The 19,897-nt window shown below is 50.3% G+C and carries 17 protein-coding genes and 2 pseudogenes; 2 read left to right on the top strand and 17 right to left on the bottom strand.

The genetic code is table 11. The annotated features are described in order from the left end of the window. Positions 1–131 precede the first annotated feature (131 nt). The 4 genes from NZM05_03840 to NZM05_03825 form a co-directional block, all read right to left on the bottom strand. On the bottom strand, positions 132–2,657 hold the full coding sequence (locus NZM05_03840; protein ID MCS7012748.1) for a glycogen/starch/alpha-glucan phosphorylase: 2,526 nt from the start codon (positions 2,655–2,657) through the stop codon (positions 132–134). A gap of 135 nt (positions 2,658–2,792) precedes the next feature. Further along, the gene (locus NZM05_03835; protein ID MCS7012747.1) at positions 2,793–3,569 is read right to left on the bottom strand and encodes an enoyl-CoA hydratase-related protein; all 777 of its coding nucleotides are present in this window, start codon (positions 3,567–3,569) and stop codon (positions 2,793–2,795) included. 84 nt (positions 3,570–3,653) lie between these two features. Further along, entirely contained in the window at positions 3,654–4,136 is a 483-nt protein-coding gene (locus tag NZM05_03830) for a hypothetical protein (GenBank protein MCS7012746.1), read from the bottom strand. After that, complete coding sequence (locus tag NZM05_03825; protein MCS7012745.1) at positions 4,126–5,151, bottom strand: glycosyltransferase family 2 protein; 1,026 nt, start codon at positions 5,149–5,151, stop codon at positions 4,126–4,128. The genes NZM05_03830 and NZM05_03825 overlap by 11 nt, the downstream gene beginning before the upstream one ends. A 116-nt stretch (positions 5,152–5,267) precedes the next feature. Here NZM05_03825 and NZM05_03820 point away from each other — a divergent pair, with 116 nt between their 5' ends. Then, positions 5,268–6,554: an NAD(P)/FAD-dependent oxidoreductase gene (locus tag NZM05_03820; GenBank protein MCS7012744.1), complete on the top strand. Its 1,287-nt coding sequence runs from the start codon at positions 5,268–5,270 to the stop codon at positions 6,552–6,554. A gap of 3 nt (positions 6,555–6,557) precedes the next feature. On the opposite strand, the gene NZM05_03815 is transcribed toward NZM05_03820, so the two are convergent. The 11 genes and pseudogenes from NZM05_03815 to NZM05_03765 form a co-directional block, all read right to left on the bottom strand. Next, positions 6,558–8,537 (bottom strand): M1 family aminopeptidase, encoded by a 1,980-nt coding sequence (locus NZM05_03815; protein MCS7012743.1) that lies wholly within the window; start codon positions 8,535–8,537, stop codon positions 6,558–6,560. A 52-nt stretch (positions 8,538–8,589) separates the two neighbouring features. Then, positions 8,590–9,735, bottom strand: a pseudogene (locus tag NZM05_03810) (AAA family ATPase). Continuing rightward, positions 9,718–9,915, bottom strand: a pseudogene (locus NZM05_03805) (chaperone protein ClpB). Before NZM05_03805 ends, NZM05_03810 begins: the two co-directional pseudogenes overlap by 18 nt. A 67-nt stretch (positions 9,916–9,982) precedes the next feature. After that, the gene (locus NZM05_03800; GenBank protein MCS7012742.1) at positions 9,983–12,649 is read right to left on the bottom strand and encodes a hypothetical protein; all 2,667 of its coding nucleotides are present in this window, start codon (positions 12,647–12,649) and stop codon (positions 9,983–9,985) included. Between the two features lie 33 nt (positions 12,650–12,682). Further along, positions 12,683–13,018: a tetratricopeptide repeat protein gene (locus tag NZM05_03795; GenBank protein ID MCS7012741.1), complete on the bottom strand. Its 336-nt coding sequence runs from the start codon at positions 13,016–13,018 to the stop codon at positions 12,683–12,685. 54 nt (positions 13,019–13,072) lie between these two features. Beyond that, positions 13,073–13,441: a histidine triad nucleotide-binding protein gene (locus NZM05_03790; protein MCS7012740.1), complete on the bottom strand. Its 369-nt coding sequence runs from the start codon at positions 13,439–13,441 to the stop codon at positions 13,073–13,075. Between the two features lie 13 nt (positions 13,442–13,454). Further along, positions 13,455–14,528 (bottom strand): endolytic transglycosylase MltG, encoded by a 1,074-nt coding sequence (gene mltG / locus NZM05_03785; protein ID MCS7012739.1) that lies wholly within the window; start codon positions 14,526–14,528, stop codon positions 13,455–13,457. A gap of 19 nt (positions 14,529–14,547) precedes the next feature. Beyond that, positions 14,548–15,291 (bottom strand): HAD family hydrolase, encoded by a 744-nt coding sequence (locus NZM05_03780; GenBank protein MCS7012738.1) that lies wholly within the window; start codon positions 15,289–15,291, stop codon positions 14,548–14,550. 50 nt (positions 15,292–15,341) lie between these two features. Then, the gene (locus tag NZM05_03775) at positions 15,342–15,854 is read right to left on the bottom strand and encodes an NYN domain-containing protein (protein ID MCS7012737.1); all 513 of its coding nucleotides are present in this window, start codon (positions 15,852–15,854) and stop codon (positions 15,342–15,344) included. 236 nt (positions 15,855–16,090) lie between these two features. After that, positions 16,091–16,450, bottom strand: a complete 360-nt coding sequence (locus NZM05_03770; GenBank protein ID MCS7012736.1) for a DUF3467 domain-containing protein — start codon at positions 16,448–16,450, stop codon at positions 16,091–16,093. 81 nt (positions 16,451–16,531) lie between these two features. Further along, entirely contained in the window at positions 16,532–17,710 is a 1,179-nt protein-coding gene (locus tag NZM05_03765; protein MCS7012735.1) for a PLP-dependent aspartate aminotransferase family protein, read from the bottom strand. 161 nt (positions 17,711–17,871) lie between these two features. On the opposite strand from NZM05_03765, the gene NZM05_03760 reads away from it, so the two are divergent. Further along, a complete protein-coding gene (locus tag NZM05_03760) occupies positions 17,872–18,147 on the top strand; it encodes a BMC domain-containing protein (protein ID MCS7012734.1) in 276 nt (91 codons plus the stop codon). Between the two features lie 46 nt (positions 18,148–18,193). Here NZM05_03760 and NZM05_03755 read toward each other — a convergent pair whose 3' ends face one another. After that, positions 18,194–18,991: a uroporphyrinogen-III synthase gene (locus NZM05_03755; GenBank protein ID MCS7012733.1), complete on the bottom strand. Its 798-nt coding sequence runs from the start codon at positions 18,989–18,991 to the stop codon at positions 18,194–18,196. Next, positions 18,978–19,817 carry an acetyl-CoA carboxylase, carboxyltransferase subunit beta gene (gene accD / locus NZM05_03750; protein ID MCS7012732.1) on the bottom strand — a complete coding sequence of 280 codons (840 nt, stop codon included), beginning with the start codon at positions 19,815–19,817 and terminating at the stop codon, positions 18,978–18,980. The genes NZM05_03755 and accD overlap by 14 nt, the downstream gene beginning before the upstream one ends. Positions 19,818–19,897: the final 80 nt, after the last annotated feature.

Raw genomic sequence — 19,897 nt, 5'->3', positions numbered from 1 at the left:
AGAGGTGACAAATCAGACACTGACTTACTCTTCCCTGTATCCAAGCGCCTCTTCGTCAACAAAGAAAGTCGCTTGTGCGAGCTTGCGCGCTCAGCGACTTTAATTGAATTCCTCATCTATTCTTGAGCACATTAGGTATGGGCTGTTGCTTCGGCTTTCTGGCTCATCTCAATTGTGATGGGCTTTACTCCCCAAATATCCTTTGCATACTCTCGAATCGTGCGGTCTGACGAGAACTTGCCCATTTTTGCCACATTGAGAATGCTCATTTTCGTCCATCTCTGTGTGTCACGGTAAGCTGCGCTGGCTTCTTTTTGAGCGCGCACATAATCGGCAAAGTCTGCCATCAAGAGGTAGTGGTCACCTTGCAGTAGCGAGTTTACAATTGGACGGAATAGATCAGGCTGAGATGGCGAGAAATACCCACCTGCAATCATATCAATCACTTGTTTCAGCTCAGGGTTTCGGTTGTAATACTCCCAAGGTTGGTAGCCATTTCGGCGTAGTTCTTCAACCTGCTCAACTGTTAAGCCGAAGATGAAGATATTCTCATCGCCAACTTCTTCTTTGATTTCAATGTTTGCGCCGTCCAGCGTGCCGATGGTAATCGCACCGTTGAGTGCAAATTTCATATTACCTGTGCCACTTGCCTCTGTGCCTGCTGTAGAAATCTGCTCGGACAAATCCGCCGCTGGAATAATTTTTTCAGCCAGCGAGACAGAGTAGTTCTCGAGAAACACGACTTTGAGCTTATCTGCCACATCACGGTCGTGATTGATTACCTCAGCAATAGAGTTGATGAGCTTGATAATCAGTTTTGCTTTGTAGTAGCCGGGCGCAGCTTTTCCACCGAAGATGATGGTGCGTGGCGTTACCTCCTCATAAGGATGTGCCTTAATCCAGTTGTAGAGCCAAATCACGTGCAATGCATTCAGTAGTTGGCGCTTGTATTCGTGGATGCGCTTGATTTGGCAGTCAAACATTGAGTCAGGGTTGACCGTGATGTGATTATGCGACTTGATATACTCTGCCAGACGCAGTTTGTTGCTACGCTTCACCTTGCGCCATGCGTCTTGGAATGCACGGTCGTCAGCCAGTGGAATCAGCTTTCGTAGCTCATAGAGGTCAGTGACCCACCCATCGCCGATTTTTTCATCAATTAGCTTGGAAAGCTCGGGGTTGCAGAGCCGGAGCCAGCGGCGCTGCGTAATGCCATTGGTCTTGTTCTGGAATTTCTCTGGCCAAAGCTCATAAAAATCTTTGAATAGTGTGCGTTTGATGAGGTTGGAGTGCACTTCTGCCACGCCATTGACCGTATGGCTACCTACAATTGCAAGATTTGCCATTCGCACCATTCGAGTTGGACCTTCCTCAATGAGTGATAGCCGTCTCACTTTTTCAAGGTCGTTTGGATATTTTTGCCGCACCTCATCCAAGAAACGGCGATTGATTTCATAGATAATTTGCAAGTGTCGTGGCAAGAGGCGTGCCATCAAGTCCACAGGCCACTTTTCAAGTGCCTCAGGCATCACCGTGTGGTTGGTGTAGGCGCAAGTGCGTGTTGTAATATCCCACGCTTTCTCCCAGCTCAGGTGTTCAATATCTACCAGCAGGCGCATTAGTTCTGCAATAGCCAGCGCAGGGTGCGTGTCGTTGAGCTGAATTGCCACTTTATCTGCAAACTGGTCAAAAGTCGTGTGGGTTTTCTTATAGCGGCGAATAATGTCTTGCAGCGTTGCGGACACAAAGAAATGCTCTTGTTTCAAGCGTAGCTCTTTGCCTTCAGGCGTGCTGTCGTTTGGATACAGCACTTTTGAAATCGTCTCTGACTCGGCTTTGTCTGCTACAGCGCGGTCATAATCGCCTTCATTGAAGCACTCAAAGTTGAACTCACGCGTGGCTTTGGCTGACCAGAGACGCATATTATTGACCGTGTTGTTGCCGTAGCCGGGCACAGGGGTATCATATGCCAGCGCCATAACTTCTTGCGTATTGACCCAGTCGTGCCGCAAGTTGCCATGCTGGTCAAGATACTCGTGCACATTACCGTAGAACTGAATCTTGTAAAGGTATTCGGGGCGCACGATTTCCCATGGATTGCCATACCGCAGCCAGTTGTCTGGCGTCTCAACTTGGTAGCCATTTCGAATTTTTTGGGCGAAAATCCCAAACTCGTAGCGAATACCGTAGCCATAGCCCGGGATTCCTAGCGTCGCCATTGAATCGAGGAAGCAAGCGGCTAAGCGTCCGAGACCGCCATTGCCCAAGCCTGCATCAGGTTCAATTTCTTCAATTTCTTCCAGCTTATAGCCTAACTGCACCATCAGCTCTCGCACTTCATCGCTTAGCCCCAAATTCAGGGCAGCGTTGCCTAATGTGCGCCCAATGAGAAATTCCATCGAGAGGTAATAGACCCGCTTGACATCTTGTCGGTAGTACGTCTGCTGCGTTTCAATCCAGCGGTCAATCAGCGCATCGCGCACTGCCAGTGCAAGTGAGTTGTAACAGTCACGTGGCGTAGCCGTGTATTCATCTTTGGCAAAAGAATACTTGAGATGCTGTGCAAATAAAGTTTTCAGCGTTTGCAAATCTTCTTCTTGTAAGCCGGGTTTCGCAGAGAAGTTGCGCGTCGGTGTGCCAAGTTTCTTGAAGGGCATAGTTACACTCCTTTTACTTAATTGTGATGCAGGTGTACTTCGCAGCCGCAAAAAAGCTGAGAGACTTGCGGCAAAAGATAGGCGAATTCTCTCAAAATGAGAAACTTTGCACCGAGTTAGCGACGCAGCCAGAATTTAGCGTCCTTTCCACTCAGGCTTGCGTTTTTCGAGAAAGGCTTGCATACCTTCTTTTTTGTCTTCTGTGTCGAAGAGCAAGTAAAAACTCTTACGCTCAAAGGCTAAACCTTCTTCGAGTCCAGACAAGGCTGCCCGAATTGCTTCTTTGGCAGTGCGCACTGCTACAGGCGACTTAGCGGCAATTTCACGCGCCAACTTCTTAGCCTCCTCCAAATACTCCGTTGCAGGCACCACTTTCGTAACCAGCCCTAACTCGAGAGCTTCTTTAGCATCGATCATTCGCCCAGTTAAAATTAGTTCCATTGCCTTGAATTTGCCCACTATGCGCGTTAGGCGCTGCGTGCCGCCTGCACCTGGTATGACACCAATGTTAATTTCAGGCAGCCCAATTTTTGCTGTCTCAGACGCAATCACCATATCGCACATCAGCATTATTTCGCAACCGCCGCCTAACGCAAAGCCAGAGACCGCTGCAATCAGTGGCTTGGAGAGCTTTTCAATGCGCTGCCATTTTTCCAATGGATTTTCCAGTAGCATTTGTGCAGTGCCTCGTGCTGCGAACTCTTTGATGTCTGCGCCTGCTGCAAAGGCTTTTTCATTGCCAGTTAGCACAATAGCATGCACAGATGGATCTTTATCGAGTGTCTCCAACGCATCCAGTAGCTCTGTCATCAACTTAAAGTTGAACGCATTGAGCGCTTCTGGACGATTGAACGTGACCAGCGCAATTTTGTGCGCCTCTTCTTTGGATAAGAGAAGATAGGTGTAAGACATTTGGTGAGACTGTTTTTTGGTTACGAAAAATTAGAGCAGGGTTGCACAACTCTCGTAATTGTCTTGGTCAGCTCAGCATACGCGCTACTCTGCAAATTTGACGTCCCCATATGTAATCAAGTTGCCGAAGGGGTCTAAGAGTCGCAGGCGAAAGAGCCGTCCGCGAACTTCCGAGAGATTGCCGCTTACGGCAACTGGTGTTAGGTTTATGCGATAAAACTCTATGCCGAAGGCGCGTAGTGCATCAAGCCGGGCAACAAAAATCGGGTTACCAGCCGTGTTTGTGGTGAGCACATCAATCCGACCAATCGGAGCACTGGCGCTAAATTCCACAATGAGCGAGACAATGCCGTTAGGCGTTGGATTTGGAAACGCAGGTCTTACTCGCACCTCATTGCGAAACCGCTCTTGAATGCGCCAGTCGTCAGGGTCAACCCGCAAGATATTGCCCGCTGCATCGGTCTCCGTAAAATTTTCCACCACTGGTGAAACGCTCTCACCGAGCGGTGCAGTGCAACTGCTCAGAGCTACCAGAGCCAGCCAGACGAGTCGAGGTTTAATCCACATTTACTTTTTCCTTGATAAGGTAGGGTTCAGCTTGGAGGTATGTTTTGGTAATCATTTCGCCAAGCAATCCAATACCAAACAGCTGCACCCCCAAAATGATGAGCATCACGCCTAAGAGCAGCAGCGGTCGATTGCTCACGCTGGCATCAAAGGCAAGTTTTTCAAAAGCAAGGTAGCCGCTAATCACAAAGCCGATGAAAAATGACACAATGCCGGCCATTCCAAAAAAGTGCATCGGACGCTTCATATACTTGGTAATGAACATCACTGTGAGCAAATCCAGAAAACCATTGAAAAATCGGCTTATGCCAAATTTGGAATGACCATACTTGCGCGCACGGTGCTGGACTACCAACTCCCCCACTCGAAAGCCATTCCACCTTGCCAGCACAGGAATGTAGCGATGCATCTCACCGTAAATTTGCAGCGACTTGACCACTTCATTGCGATAGGCTTTCAAGCCACAATTGAAGTCGTGCAGTGGCACACCTGAGAGCGTGCGTGTTACCGCATTGAAGAGCTTAGAAGGCAGTGTCTTCGTGATAGGGTCGTAGCGTTTCTTTTTCCAGCCGCTTACAAGGTCGTAGCCTTCTTCCAACTTGCGAATCAGTGGCTCAATTTCGTAGGGATTATCCTGCAAGTCTGCATCCATTGTGATCACATACTTGCCTTGTGCCGCTTTGAAGCCTGCATCCAGCCCAGCTGATTTGCCGTAATTTCGCCGAAAAGAAATGAGCTTAATTTCAGGGTATTGTGCCATAAGACCTTTGATAACACGGTCGGAGCCATCATTCGAGCCATCATTGATGAAGAGAATTTCGTAGGTCGGTTTATGCCCGAACAAGTCGCTCAGCTGGCTTTTGGCAATAGAGTCAGCAATTTGTGCCACCAATTCAGGCAGCGATTCAGCTTCATTGAAGAGCGGAATTACCAGCGAAATATCGTAACGATACAGCGTTTCCATCTCAACGGACTCGCTGGCTGAAGGCTGCAAGCCAAGATTCGACAGACTCATTGTTAGTTGTTAAGGTTCGTTGTAATTGCAAAGTTGCGACAGAGATTGCGCCTGACCAAATGCCTCTTAGGCGCACGTTCACAAGATTTTTGACATATTTTGCCACAAAATTCTGAATGGAAACGCGCTCACGGCACATTGTAATTATCGGTGGTGGTGCAGCAGGTATGTGCGCTGCAATTAGCGCACGTCAGCATCTCCGCTCACTTGGCGTTGCAGATAGCGATGCGCACATCACCCTACTTGAGCGTAACACACAGCTTGGCATCAAAATTCGTATCTCAGGCGGCGGCAAGTGCAACATCACCCACGCAGGTGAGATGATGCACGTGCTCGAGAAAGGCTTTTTGCGTCCTGCTGAACGTCGATTTCTCAAACCTGCTTTTTACGCCTTCACCAACCAAGATGTGCTTCGCTGGCTTCACTCTCACGGTGTTGCGACTTATGTGCGTCCAAACGGCCGCATCTTCCCGCTCTCTGGCAAGGCAAGCGATGTCGTTGCCGTGTTTGAAGCCCTTTTAAGCACCCATTCCATTGAAGTGCTTACAAATGCCCGTGCCCTTAGCGTAGAGCGGCAGGCCGAGACCTTTTGTGTGCATCTTAGTGCGCTTAGATTCCAAGCACACGCTTTAATTCTCGCTACAGGCGGCGTCTCCTACTCCAAAACCGGCACAACTGGCGATGGCATTCGCTTTGCCGCTGCACTTGGACATACGATTGTGCCGCTGCGTGCTGCACTCGCACCAATTTATTTGGCTCAGCCACCTCATCCTGAGCTTGTCGGTGTCTCGCTTCGACATGTGAGATTGATTGCCAAAAGCCCCTCTCAAACCTTTGAGCGCACCGATGATGTGCTTTTCACGCATCAAGGTCTCTCAGGGCCAGCTTGTCTTTCCATTTCACGTGATGTCGCCGAAGCACTGGAACAATCATCGGTCACAATGTATGTGGATTTCTTCCCTGCACTGTCAGTCGAAGCTTTAGAGCAGCAGCTACTGGAGATGCAGCGTTGCCACCCTACGCAGGCACTTCGAACTTTTCTGGAAGCCCCTTTGCCTAACGCCATTGTTCCGTTTGTGCTTGAAGCCTCAGGCATCTCGTTAGAGCAAAAGTGGCACAACCTTTCTAAGGCGCAGCGAAAGAATTTGCTTAGCGTGCTCAAAGCTTATCCGCTTGGCACCGTACAGGCAGTGCCGATTGAGCGTGGAGAAGTCTCGGCAGGTGGCATTTCACTTCGTGAGATTGACCCTAAAACGATGGCGTCTCGATTGGTGCCTAACTTGTTCATTGCTGGCGAGGTCCTCGATATTGCAGGTGAGGTTGGCGGATTCAACTTGCAGGCAGCCTACTCTACTGGCTGGCTTGCGGGTAAAAGTGCCGCACACAGTCTAAGGTGGGATTAGCGTTCACTTTACCAGCATCATCTTTTTGCTTTCCTGCCAATTGCCTGCGACCAAGCGATAGACATACATCCCGCTTGGCAGCCCTGTTGCATCAAACACCACTTCGTAGCGCCCAGCCGCTTGGCGTGCATTCACCAGCGTTGCCACCTCTCTGCCTAACATATCATACACCCTTAGCTGCACGAAGGCAAAACTCGGCAGTTCATACCGAATCGTGGTAGTCGGATTAAATGGATTGGGGTAGTTTTGTTCCAGCTTGAAGCGTCGCCCTGTTTGGCTTTGCTCCAATAAGTCAGTGAGATTGGTTGCATCTTTCAGTATCCACTCGTCCTCGTCCAGCACCAGCATTTGCGGCTCGCTTGCTGCATGTAGCACAAAAGTGGTATCACGGCTTTCCATCGTGCGCTTGAAGACTGCCTTCCCATCTGCAGCATAGAGCTGTAATTCCATTGGCAGCTTGAACACTGGCTCTGCCTGCGTTTGACGAATGCGCACAGTTACTCGCCAGCCACTTGCTTCTTGCCGCTTCTGCCAAGCATATTCCAGCTTCGGAATGCCTGTCCCAAATATCCACTGCTGAAAAAACCAGTCCAGCTTGCCACCATAGATCTCTTCAGCAATCTGCTGAAACGCAGCTGTGTTGGCATTGCCAAATTTATGCCGCTCGCCGTATTGCTTGAGCAATGCTCTGAAGCGTTCATCGCCCATTAAGCCGCGCAGCATTTGGAGCACCCATGCAGCCTTGCCATAGACTACATCGCCAAAGAGTGGTGACGGATTGTAGATAGACGTTTGCCATAGATGCGGTCGGATTCGAGCGCGCATATAGCGTCTCAAGCCTTCCTTGCCATTCAAATACTCTTGCCAGAGTGCTTCGGTGTAAGTGGCGAAGCCTTCGTTGAGCCAAAGGTCGCGCCACGACTCACAAGTTACCATATCACCCCACCACTGGTGTGCTAGCTCGTGCACAATCAAGTTTTCATTCCAGAGCAAATTCCGGTTGAGCGTCGAGAGTGTTTGATGCTCCATTCCACCATATCTAAACGGACGGACAGCGGCTTGCCCATACTTCTCAAAAGGATATGGAATGCCGAAAGTCGTCTCGCACACTTCAATCATTCGCCTCAGATTTTGGAAAAACCCAACTGCGTTGAGCGAATCTTCTCGCCAGACATAGTGTTCAATTGGCAAAGTATCCTGCAGCGACGCCACCGCTCGCCCATCTGGCGTTTCACCTTGCCTTGCCCGCCTATATGTTTCTCTCAGCACTACGTAGCGAGAGACCGTTACGCACATTAGGTAAGTTGCAACTGGACACTGTGTTGCCCAGTGGTAAGTCGTCTCCTCACCCTGCTGCTCAACATGCGTTAGGCGACCAATTGATGCGGCAATAAATCCTCTTGGTACTGTTATGGAGATTTCAGCTGTTGCTTTGTCATCTGGTTCATCAAGGCAGGGCATCCAGTATCGGGCATCATAAGGCTGCGACATTGTGTAAGCAATCGGTTCGCTGCCTGATTCTTGCGCCGTGTAGAAGTAGTAGCCGCGCCGACCTGCATTAGTGTGATAATGCACCATCAAGGTCATCGTGTCGCCCTGTTGCGCTGGCACAGGTAAGATGACATGCAGCGAATCACCTTGGTGCTGGAACGAAAGGCGCTCACCAGTCGGTAATTGCACGGAATCAATTACGAGCGCTGCCGCAGAGAGCGAGATACGTGGCAGCTCATTGACCCATGAACAGATGTGAATGCGATTGACGCCTTGCAGTCTTCCATCTCGCATTGTGAGCCGGAGCGAGAGCGCGTAGTGCAGAATGTCAATAGGTCGCTTTGCTGGCGCTGAGGCACGCGCCTGAGTATGCGGCACATTCAGCGGTCGCACACAATCGCACAGCGGTTTTTCGAGCCACTGCGCCTGCGCCTTGTGAAGCGCACCGCAAACTAACACTGTGCAGCAGAGCGCAGCAGCCCAGTTTTTCATCGTTAGCCTTGCAATGTGTGCGTTTGCTATCCACAGCTTTGCTGCTGCACTAAGTTTTACTTGCTTCCAGCTCGCGTTTCAAGGCCTCGCGCTCGATTTCAAGGCGACGAATCTCTCGATTAATCCTATCCAGCTCTTCTGGCACGCTGTCAATTTCCAGACGCAACTTGGAAGACGCTTCATCAATCAGGTCAATTGCCTTGTCAGGCAAGAATCTATCGGAGATGTATCGGTTTGAGAGTTCAGCGGCAGCTACAATCGCCGCATCGGTGATGCGCACGCCGTGATGAATCTCGTATTTTTCTTTTAGCCCGCGTAAGATGGAAATCGTGTCTTCTACGCTGGGTTCTTGCACGAACACAGTTTGGAAGCGCCGCTCCAGCGCAGCATCTTTTTCAATATACTTGCGATACTCGTCCAGCGTGGTCGCACCAATTGCACGAAGCTCACCACGCGCAAGTGCTGGTTTCAAAATATTTGCGGCATCCATTGAGCCACCTTCCGTTGCTCCCGCGCCTACCAGCAAATGGATTTCATCAATGAAGAGGATAATTTCGCCGTCTGACTGCTGCACTTCATTGACAATTGCTTTGAGCCGTTCTTCGAAGTCGCCGCGAAACTTCGTGCCTGCTACCAACGCTGCGACATCCAGCGCGTGAATGCGCTTGGTCTTGAGATTCTCAGGCACATCGCCTGCTACAATGCGCTGCGCAATGCCTTCGACGATTGCCGTTTTACCGACACCTGGCTCACCAATCAGCACAGGGTTGTTTTTCGTGCGGCGCGAGAGAATCTGCAGTACACGGCGAATCTCCTCATCGCGTCCAATCACGGGGTCTAACTTGCCTTTGCGTGCAAGGTCGTTGAGGTCGCGTGAATACTTTTTTAGCGCATTGTAACGGTCTTCGGCATTTGGGTCGGTGATGCGCTGCGCGCCACGAATGGTGGCTAAGGCTTGCAGCGTTTTGTCGCGGCTTGCACCGGCATCTTTCAGAATGCGCCCCACTTTGTGCTGCGAGTCAACCATTGCCAAAAAGAGATGCTCCGAGCCGATAAATTCATCTTTCATTGAGTCAGCAATGCTCGCAGCGCTATCGAGAATCTTGGCAAGGTTTTGCGACAAATACTGTCCTGAGACCGATGCGCCTGTTACTTTTGGAAATCGGTCAATTTCACGCTCCAAAATGGACAGCAGCATCTCGGTCTGCACGCCCATCTTTTCGCAAAGCTGGAAGACAATGTTTTCACGCTTGGATAGCAATGCCCAAAGCAGATGCTCTGGCTCTATTTGTTGATGCTGATTTTGACTGGCTTTCTCCGCCGCATCTTGGAACGCCTCTTGCGCACGCAGCGTAAATTTGTTCGGATTAAAGTTCATCGTTTGTTTCCTCCTTCGGTCAAACTTGCCTTATGGCTTCTACGAAATCGCTCAGCAAATTGATTGCCTAATTGCCAAACACCGCTTGCACGCGTAGTGCCGCAATCAGGTCAGTTGTTTGACGAACTGCTACGCCATTCACATTAGCCGCCTGCACGAAAAAGGCAGCTACATCACCCGAGACTTGAATAGATTGCGTTACATCATAAAGCACATTCAGCCCTATCTGTGCGCGTGGGAAATTGCCAAAGATGAGGTTCAAGCGTGCCGTCGGGCGCAAGGTGTTATTGACAAAACCATAGCCAGCGGATATGTCGATTGAAGTAAAGGCTTGTGAGCGGAGCGCTGCCCCCCTTCGCATTGTGCCACCTACTTGCACCATATCTGAGACAAAAAATTCACTGAGCTGGTTAGTGACATTCACATTCAGACGCAGCGGAATGCTAAAGGCAAAAATGCCTGACAGCGTAATTGAGCGGCTTGAGAAGTCTTGCGAGACTTGCTCGCTATCTGCTGGCGAGTATAGCACGCCTGACCGAAGCGTGAGGTCGCGGTTATCTCTGCGATTGGAAACAATCGCTGTCAGCCCCGCCGTTACGCTGTTCAAAAGAGGCTGCTCCTTGATGACAAAGGTTTTCTGAAGGTCAGCTACGACCGTGATAGTTGAGTTATCGTTTTGAAGCGCCAGTCCGCTAATGTTCTCAAGGCGGGCGGTCGCTCCAGCGCCAACACTGTCGCGAAAAGTCGCTGGGATGTTGTTCTTGTTGTTCTGCAACTGAAACTCCAAGCGAATGTTAGGCCAGTCATCTGTTGGGAAATATGCACCGCCAAATCGGAAGAGCGAGCGAGTAGTTGTTGCGTCCAGTGTGCCCCCTGTGCGCAGCACGCGATCGCGTTGGCGCAAGAGATTGTCGCTGAGTGATTCAAACGCCGCAGAAAGCAAAATGCGGTTGTCCCAAATGCGCAAACGGTCGCTTACGCGGAAGCCTTGCACATCAGGTAAGTAGAATGCTAGTCCGAATGAATTAAACTGCGCCCCCTGCCGCAGATACTCCGCACGTAGCGTGTTGCCAATCTCCCGAATGGTCAGCTCTCCGCCTGCTCGGAAAGCCAGTGAAGAAAGGTCAATCGGTAGGAGCGGCGTCAGGTTTTTATTGATTGTGATAATCCGCGTCAGATTGTCGTAACTGCCAATAATCGGAATGAGCTGCAGCCGATTAGCAAGCCCCACATTACCCGTCAATTGATCCAGCTCTCTTGGCGACAAGCTGCCGTCCGTGATGTCGCGATTTGTGAGCGAGAAGCCAAAATCAGCAAAAATCTCTGCAAGACCTGCCACAGGAATAACCTTCATACTGCCACCAATTGCCACATTTTGCTGCGGCGCCACGCCACGACTGAGAATCTGCAATCGGTTTAGCCCTGTAATGTCGTCGCTGCCGCGTAATACTTGCAAGTTAAATCGCACAAATGGGGTGTTGAAGCCTGCTACGGCTGCAAACATATTGCGTGCAAATGCGCCTACAGCGGTGCGCTGCTGAAATGTCTCGCCTGCTGCACTGGAATCAATGCGCACAAAGCCGCGCTGCAACAGCGCGTTAATAGAATCCAATCGCCCAGGCGAAGGTGTAACAGGAATCGTTACGCGCCCACCGATGAACTGTGCCTCAACGGCTTCGGCTGCATTGCCGACCAGCACTGTGGCACGTATAGGACCTGGCGTCGCTGTTACTTCTACTCCGCGCACCCGCACCCCATTGCTGAGGTAGTAAGTGTATTCAGGGAAGACATCACCTGCCTTTACTTCCAAAAATGGAATGCTTAGTCGCCCTAAGAAGCGATTGGCAGGCTGGCGAAATGCTTGGTTTTCATTTGTGACATAGACTTGCGCCCCTACTTCGACAAAATTCAGCGTTGCATCAAAGCTCAGGTTGAGACGGGCATAGTTAATCGTAGAATCGTTAATGCGCTCGCTGCGCAGTTCTGCGGCATTCTGCGAAGTAAAGCGCACTTTTCTTTTCTCTGCCTCGCTAAGCTGTGGCACGCCCACCTCCGTGCGGCTTAGCACCGTAAAGACCACGGTGTTTGTCGCAATGACCACGCCCTCGGCATTCCGTACCACCACCGCTGCTCTGCTTCGTCCCGGACGTGGGCGGTCGGGCACATACGTAATCATGTTCTCTGAAATCACGGCGCGCTGCGTCACATCTACGCCATCGTAGAACAGCTGAATTTTGCTGCGGTCCACTTGGTCACTTATCCGATAAAATGAAAACGAGATGATTAGCTCATCTTCCGAAACTACTGCATTTCGCTCTGGCGAGATGAGAATCAATCTCGGGTCTTCAGGCTTTGGAGTGACGGTTACACTGGCGGGTGTGGTTTCTGGCGAAATGGCAGGGTAGGTTAGTCTTGAGCCATCGACCATTTGTGCCACCACATAAAACTCAATCGCAGGTGGCTCGACTTCGTCGCCTGGAATGCGCACTACAAACACATTCCCCTCAGGCTGAGCCTCCACGACACGATAGTCCGATGTACCATAGATGCGAATGCGTGCGACTGCACGGCTAATGGAGAGGTCTTGTGGCGGGCCGATACGAATTTCAAAAGGTTCTCCTTCTTTAGCAGGCGAGGTTGTTACCGTAAGCTGCCGCTCCTGCGCTTGGCTTTGTCCGACTTGAAGCGCAAAAAGAAAGAACATCCCTAAGGCAAAAGAGAAAATGCGTTTCATAGAGTTGCTCCTTTTGGGTTTAGTTTATGCGCCTCAATCGTCATCGCCCCCTGTCAGCATAAAGAGCGCTTCACGCAGTTCCTTGTTAGCGTGTGCATCTCCTTGCTGCTGCGTTAGGAGAATTCCCTTTTCGTAGAGTGCCTTGGCTTTTTCAGGATGACCTTGTTTTTCGTAAAGTTTTCCCAAATGGTAGTAGGTTGCCGTGTAGTTTGGGTCGTTTTGGAGCAAGGTTTCAAACTCGCTCTGCGCCTCTTGCAACTGGTTCGCATTCAGAAGTTCCAACGCTAGCGCATAGCGTGAAAATGAATCGTTCGGGTCTTTTTCCAAAAACTTTCTTAGCTGTGCAATGCGCAAGTTCTCCGTTGCCATAGAAGATACGGCATTTTTTGTGCCTGCAAAATAGCAATTCCACCTTTCATTACATCACATCGGGAACGGCGGCCAGCCCATTGGCTTACCTGCAATAAGATGCACATGCAAATGAAAGACCGTCTGTCCACCCTCACGGTTGCAGTTCACAACGGTTCGATATCCGCTCTCCGCAATTTCTAGCGACTTGGCAATGTCTTTTGCAGCGATAAATAGGCTCCCGACCAGTTCTGCATCGTCAGCAGTTAGGTCGTTCAGCGTCTCAATATGAATTTTCGGGACAATCAGAATATGCACGGGTGCAACAGGATTAATGTCGTGAAAGGCAACAACTTTGTCCGTGCTTATCACTTTTTTCGACGGGATTTTTTCTGCTGCGATTTTGCAAAAAATGCAGTCATCCTTGTAGAGCGAGCGTGCCATAGTAGTCGGTTTTTTAGTTGTCTAATGCATGCTGCAAGGCTCTGAGGCTATCGCGCAGCTCTTTGCGGCGTGCATAGTAGCGTGCGGCATTGGCTGCGTGTTCTTCAGCGGTCTCAGCAAATCGGTGTCCGCCGTATCCAGTTGCGACAAAAAAAAGATAGGGTGTCTTAGCAGGGTTAAGCACCGCCAAAATAGATTCTTTGGTTGGGTTGCCAATTGGGCCGGGCGGCAGTCCGCGATAGAGATATGTGTTGTAGGGCGAGTCGCGCTTGCGGTGTTTGGGATTGTTAGGGTTGCCATCGTAGTCGTTCTCGAGCATAGCTGCATAGATGAAAGTTGGGTCTGCTTGCAGCAGCATACCTCTCTCCAAGCGATTGAGATAGACGCTTGCCACCAGTGGGCGCTCCGATGGTAAGCTCGTTTCTGCTTCCACGATAGACGCAAGCGTTAGGACTTCTACTTCTGTTAGCCCCCTTTTACGCGCCACTTCTCGCAAGCTATCGTTAAACACTTTGCGCAATTCTTTCACAAAGAAGCGAATTACATCTTCGGCTGTCGAAGACCAGGGCAGGTTGTAAGTATTAGCAAGAAAGTAGCCTTCAAAGTTCGGTGCATCGACGCCCAGTTCTCGGAGCAGTTCTTTGCTGGTAAAGGCACGCATAAAGGTTGCTGAATCAATATCCAGATTTTGCCCGATAATTTGCGCCACCTGTGCACCGCGCGAGACTTCTGGAATGCGAATGCGCACCTCATCCTGCTTGCGTGAATACATAAAACGCAGCAGCTCGACGCTGGTCATTCCGCTTGGAATATAGTATCGCCCAGGCTTGATGTTGGTTAGCTCTGGCATAAAGCGTGCCACAATTTGCAAAGGAAGCGCATGCTTGATAACGCCCTCTTTCTGCAGTTCCGACACGATTTGCGAAAAAGTCATCCCACGATGAATTTTAACCAGCTTGGGTTGATCGTAGTGCACGGAGTTGAGCGACGATTTGAAGAGATACATATATGCAAATGCCAGTGCCACCACACCCAGCATAAAGAGCAGGAAAAGAAGTTTTGAGACGATTCTCCAAAAGATGCGCATGGTCGTAGCTGTTGGAGCGCTAATCGCCTCGCGAGAGTTTCTTCATATCCAGCGAGGGGAGTTCTTCTAAGGCAGAGAGGCGATAAAATCCTTTGGGCAAGCGCTGCCGTTTTCGGTAGTTGTTGATATACACTTTCTTGACAGCCATCTGCTCTACAGGCAAAAGGTCTCGCTCCAAGTTGGAGCCGACTACAATTACATTTTCCTCAGCGCACCGCATAGACTCGATTGCCAGCTGGAAAATCTTGGGACTGGGCTTAAAGTATCCCGCATCGCTGGAGGTAATGATGGTCTCGAATCGGCGCACAATCCCCATATCTTCAAATGCATCAGCCAAAATAAAAGCCGAAAGAGGGCTATTTGCAACAATCCCCAGCATATACCCGCTTTTCTGCAAAGCAATCAGACAGGCAGCAAAGCGCCGTGAGAGTGAAAAGTTCATCATTCGTCGCGCCACCATCATCACCTCTGTAATCTCTTCAATTGTGGCTTCACGATGCAGGGCCTGTGCAATAGCTCGCCCCACAATCACCGCCAGATTCGGCGCTCGTAAGTCGCGCATCATCGTTTGCTCTACGCATGCATTGAACACGATGAGCGATGATTCCGCAATCTTTTGAATGTCATAAAGTGCCAGATGTTTATGCAGATGAGGAAATTGTGCCGCCGAAATTTCCATATACAGCTCACGCGTTTCTTCACATTCGGTTCGCTGCTTGGTGAGCACATCAAGGCTGAAGAGAATAGCTTGAGAATTTTTCATAGCAAAAAAGCAACTTTACCTTCAGGTCGATTTTTCAACACCGTGCAGTGCTACTTACTCTTCGGCACTGATGCGCCAAACAGTTTTTTCCATTCCTCTACTTCTTCATCAGTCAGCTGGCTCGGCTTCGCATCTAAGTCATCTGGTTTGGCTTCTGGGACTGTCTTTTCTTCTGGCGGCAAGACCACATGCCGTAACGCTTCCAGAAATGTCTCAGCCGACTCACTTGCGACTCCTGACACCTTTGCATAGTGCCGAATGCTGCAGTCTGAACTCACTACAGTCAGACTTGCCTTCGAGGGCGCTTGGTCAATCAGCGCTTTGATGTGCTTATCTGCGCTTTCTCCAGAAGGCGTAAAAACCACTTCCAGCATGCCCAACGATTCCGAGCGCCCTATCACACCACGCCCATCGTAGACTAGCGTTACTTTGGCGTTATAGCGCATCGCATAGCGCTGCAATGCTTGCTCAAGCTCGCTGCGAACACTGGATAAGGTCTGCCGCGAGAGCTTTTTGCCCAACTTGTGCGCCAAGTTATATCCATCAACAACCACGCGTCTCATCTACATGCTCATCATTTTGCTGCTATGCGGAGGCAATATACGAAAGACCTCTCTAAGGCATCTTGCTCTACAGCCCGACCTTTGCTCGACTCCGCAGCGTGCCTTTCCCTCTGCTGCAGAAAGCAGCGAAGTAACGCAATTCAAGATAGCATACACTACGCCTCTATTGGAGGACGCTTACCATAGCCCCTGCACCTTGAAAGCGGCTGGTAATTTTGCTCTTGCACTCCTTTCTTTCACGATGGCTTGTTTTTTCCGTCAATGCGAAAGCCCATCTGGGTCTGTGACGGTTCTTCACCCAGCATTTTAATCGGCCCAAAGACGCTTTCATACTTCTGGATATTATCTTGCAGCGCAAAGAGTAGCGACTTTGCATGCTGCGGCGTCATAATAATTCTGGCACTCACCCTCGCTTTCGCAATGCCGGGCAACAGCCGCGTGAAGTCTATTACAAATTCTGCAGGTGAGTGATTGATTAACACAAAGTTTGAATAAATGCCTTCTGCAGTCTTTTCATCAACCTCAATATTGATTTGAATCGGTTGCTGCGGTTGTTCAGGGTTCATCGTTTCTTCTTTGATTGAGTTGTCATTCATTGCGCAATACGGTGTGCTAGCCTCTGCTGCTGTGGACGCAGCACATTAGGTCGCCACAATCGTATTGCTCTCCAAACTCTGTTAGCGTGCTAACTGTGTTTCAGGCAAGGTCTTTGCCAGTGCGGTCTGCAAGTCAGCAATTAAATCCTCTTTATCCTCAATGCCTACCGAGAGCCGAATTAAGCCTTCGGTGAGTCCGAGTTGCAAGCGGCGCTCTACGGGCACCGCTGCATGCGTCATCTCCCATGGGTAGCACACCAAGCTCTCCACACAGCCCAAACTTTCTGCAAAGGTGAAGATTTCTAAGTGTTTGATGAAGGTCTCTACACGGCGACGAGAACCTAAATCTACCGACACGATACCACCGAATCCTCTTGGCATTTGGCGCTTGGCTAATTCATACTGCGGATGAGAGGGTAGGCCGGGGTAATACACTTTCTCAATCCCCACTTGTTCCGACAGAAACTCCGCCACTGCCTGCGCATTTTGGCACTGTTCTCGCACCCGTAGCGAAAGGGTTTTGACCGAGCGCATCAACAGCCAGCAATCGAATGGTGAAGGCACTGCGCCAACTGCTTTTTGCTGAAAGCAGAAGTGTTCGTAGAGCTGCGGATGATTGGTCATTAATGCGCCACCCACAATATCGGAGTGTCCACCAAGATACTTGGTTGAACTATGCAGCACCACATCGGCTCCGAAATCCAGTGGATTTTGCAAATACGGACTTGCGAACGTGTTATCCACCGCCATTAGCAGCCCATAGCGCTTTGCGATTTCTGCCACCGCCGCCAGGTCGGAGAGACGAAGCATTGGATTCGTTGGTGACTCCAAGTAAATCAGCTTGGTCTTTGGTGTAATCGCCTGCTCTATGGCATCCAAGTTTGTGGTGTCCACATATGAAAACGTCAGCCCGTATTTTGCGAGGACTTGATTGAAGTAGCGCACTGTGCCGCCGTAGAGGTCGTCACCAGCGATAATATGGTCGCCTGGCACAAAGAGGCTCATCAAGCCTGCTAGCGCCGCTAAACCTGAAGCAAATGCGTTGCTGTATGTCGCATTCTCTAACCCTGCCAGCACTTTCTCGAGCTGCGCGCGGGTTGGATTTTGCGCTCGTGAATACTCGAAGCCCCCTCGCGGCTGATTGATGCCATCTTGCTTATAGGTTGTTGCCATAGACAGCATCGGCACTACTGCACCAGTCGCTGCATCAGGCTCTTGCCCATAGTGAATAGCGCGCGTCGTAAAGCCAAATTTCTTCATTGTGTTTTGAACGCTCCTTTTCAGCAAGTTACAAAATTTTGCCTGACGCTTCATCTCAAAGGTTGCACTGCGAATCTACCGCTTCCCTCATCTGAACAAGCAGCAGCGATGTTTTTTATTTGTAGCTTTGACATCAAATTCCGAAAAAACTTTTCTCGGGTATGATGGCACTAGGCATCGTAGAGACCAAAGGGTTTGTTGGCGCTCTGGAAGCGGCTAACGCAATGTTGCATGCTGGCAGCGTAGATTTAGTCAGCAAGGAGCTGATTGGCGGCGGCTATGTTGCAATTGTCGTTTCTGGTGAATTGCCAGCAGTGAAGCGAGCAGTGGAAGCAGGGGCGATTGCCGCTCAGCGCGCTGGCGAGCTGGTTTCTGCACACACGCTCGAGCAGCCCCATCCACATCTGTATCTTTTGCTTAAGAAGCTCGAGCAGTAATGCCTACCCTGGAGCAGGCCTCGTTATGTAGCAAGTTGAAACCCTCTCACTGCCAGTCTCTGAAGGCACTGGCGATTGCTTGTGCCAAACCTTCACTGCTTGGGGTATCTGGCATAATCTCAATGCGTCCGAACAGTCGCCGCACTTCTTGAGCCGTCGTTTCGCCAATAGCGGCCAGCTTAGTGGATGGTGCAACCGTGCCACACAGTTCGAAAAAGTGCCGTGCAGCGGAGGGACTGGCAAAAGCCACCACATTGATTTTTCCGTCGGCTATCAGCGTGCGAATGCGGTCGCAGTCCCCTGTTTCAGGCTTCACCGTTTCATACACTTCACATTCCTCGCATATACCGCCCATTTCAGCAATACACGCTGGTATAAGCCGGCGCGCTGACCGACCGCGCACAAACAGAAACTTTTTGCCTGTAACACCCCCTTGCCTCAGTAACGCACAAAGTCCCTCCGCACTTGACTGCTGGGGCACAACGGCAGTCGTTATGCCAAACTTTTCCAGTGCCGCTTTGGTCTTTTCGCCAATGGCATAAATTGCCGCATACTGCAACGCTCTCTGCTCGTTTGATTTGATTTGCTGCAGTGGTCCAAGAAAGTGCTCCACAGCATTTGCGCTCGTGAAAATGATGCTGTCGTAGTCGCCCAGAGAAGGCGGCATGGCAAGCCATGCCCCGAGCGGACGGATCTCGATTGTCGGGAAAAGCTCGCAGCGCCAACCCAGCCGACTGAGTGCCTCTACCAGTTCAGCTGCTTGTGCTTTGGGGCGTGTAATGAGAACTGTTTTTACAGTGGCTTCACTTTGCGGTGCGGTTGAATGCTCATCAGTCGCAAACAAGGCTCAGCAATTGTTCAATCTTTTGCTTGAGTTCTTTTCTTGGCACGATGAAATCAATGAAGCCGTGCTCTTTAACGGATTCAGCGCTCTGGAAGCCCTCAGGTAGCTCACGACGGATGGTCTCTTTGATGACTCTCGGTCCAGCAAAGCCAATTAGTGCGCCGGGTTCAGCAAGGTTAAAGTCGCCTAGCATCGCAAATGAAGCGGTTACGCCGCCTGTCGTAGGGTCCGTCATCAAGGAAATGTACGGGATTCGGCGCTCATGGAGGCGTGTTAGCTTTGCAGCCGTTTTCGCCATCTGCATCAGAGAGAGTGCCGCTTCCATCATTCTTGCACCACCTGACTGGGAGATAATAATGAGTGGTGCATTCAGTTCAATGCTCTTGTCAATCGCACGTGAAATTTTCTCGCCGACCACCGATCCCATTGAGCCACCAATAAAGCCAAAATCCATTGCAGATACCACGCAGGTTCGACTACCGATTGTGCCAATCGCCGTGCGACAGGCATCCATCACCTTTGTTTTCTTGATAGTTGTCTCAATGCGGTCAATGTAGCGCTTCGTGTCCACGAAGTTTAAAGGGTCAGCAGACTTTAAGTGCGCATCGATTTCCTCAAATTTTTCTCGGTCAAAAAGAATCTCGAAATACTTCTGCGGCGGAATGCGAAAGTGATAGCCGCACTCAGGGCAGGTGTAGACATGGTCTTCCAACTGCTTGCGGTGGATAATCGCCCCGCAGTTGTCGCACTTTGTCCAGAGTCCTTCGGGCGTATCGCGCTTCTGCTCAGTGAGAATTGCTGGTTTTGCTCGCTTATACCAGGCCATATTGCGCTACTGTTTTTAAGGCGAAGGAAAATAATACGGTGTTCGGTTTCCTGAAAAATTTTCTGCTTGGGCGGCATGCG

This window comes from Chloroherpetonaceae bacterium, assembly GCA_025056565.1.
Taxonomy (GTDB): Bacteria; Bacteroidota; Chlorobiia; order Chlorobiales; family Thermochlorobacteraceae; genus Thermochlorobacter.
This window is presented reverse-complemented; position numbering and strand designations above follow the sequence as displayed.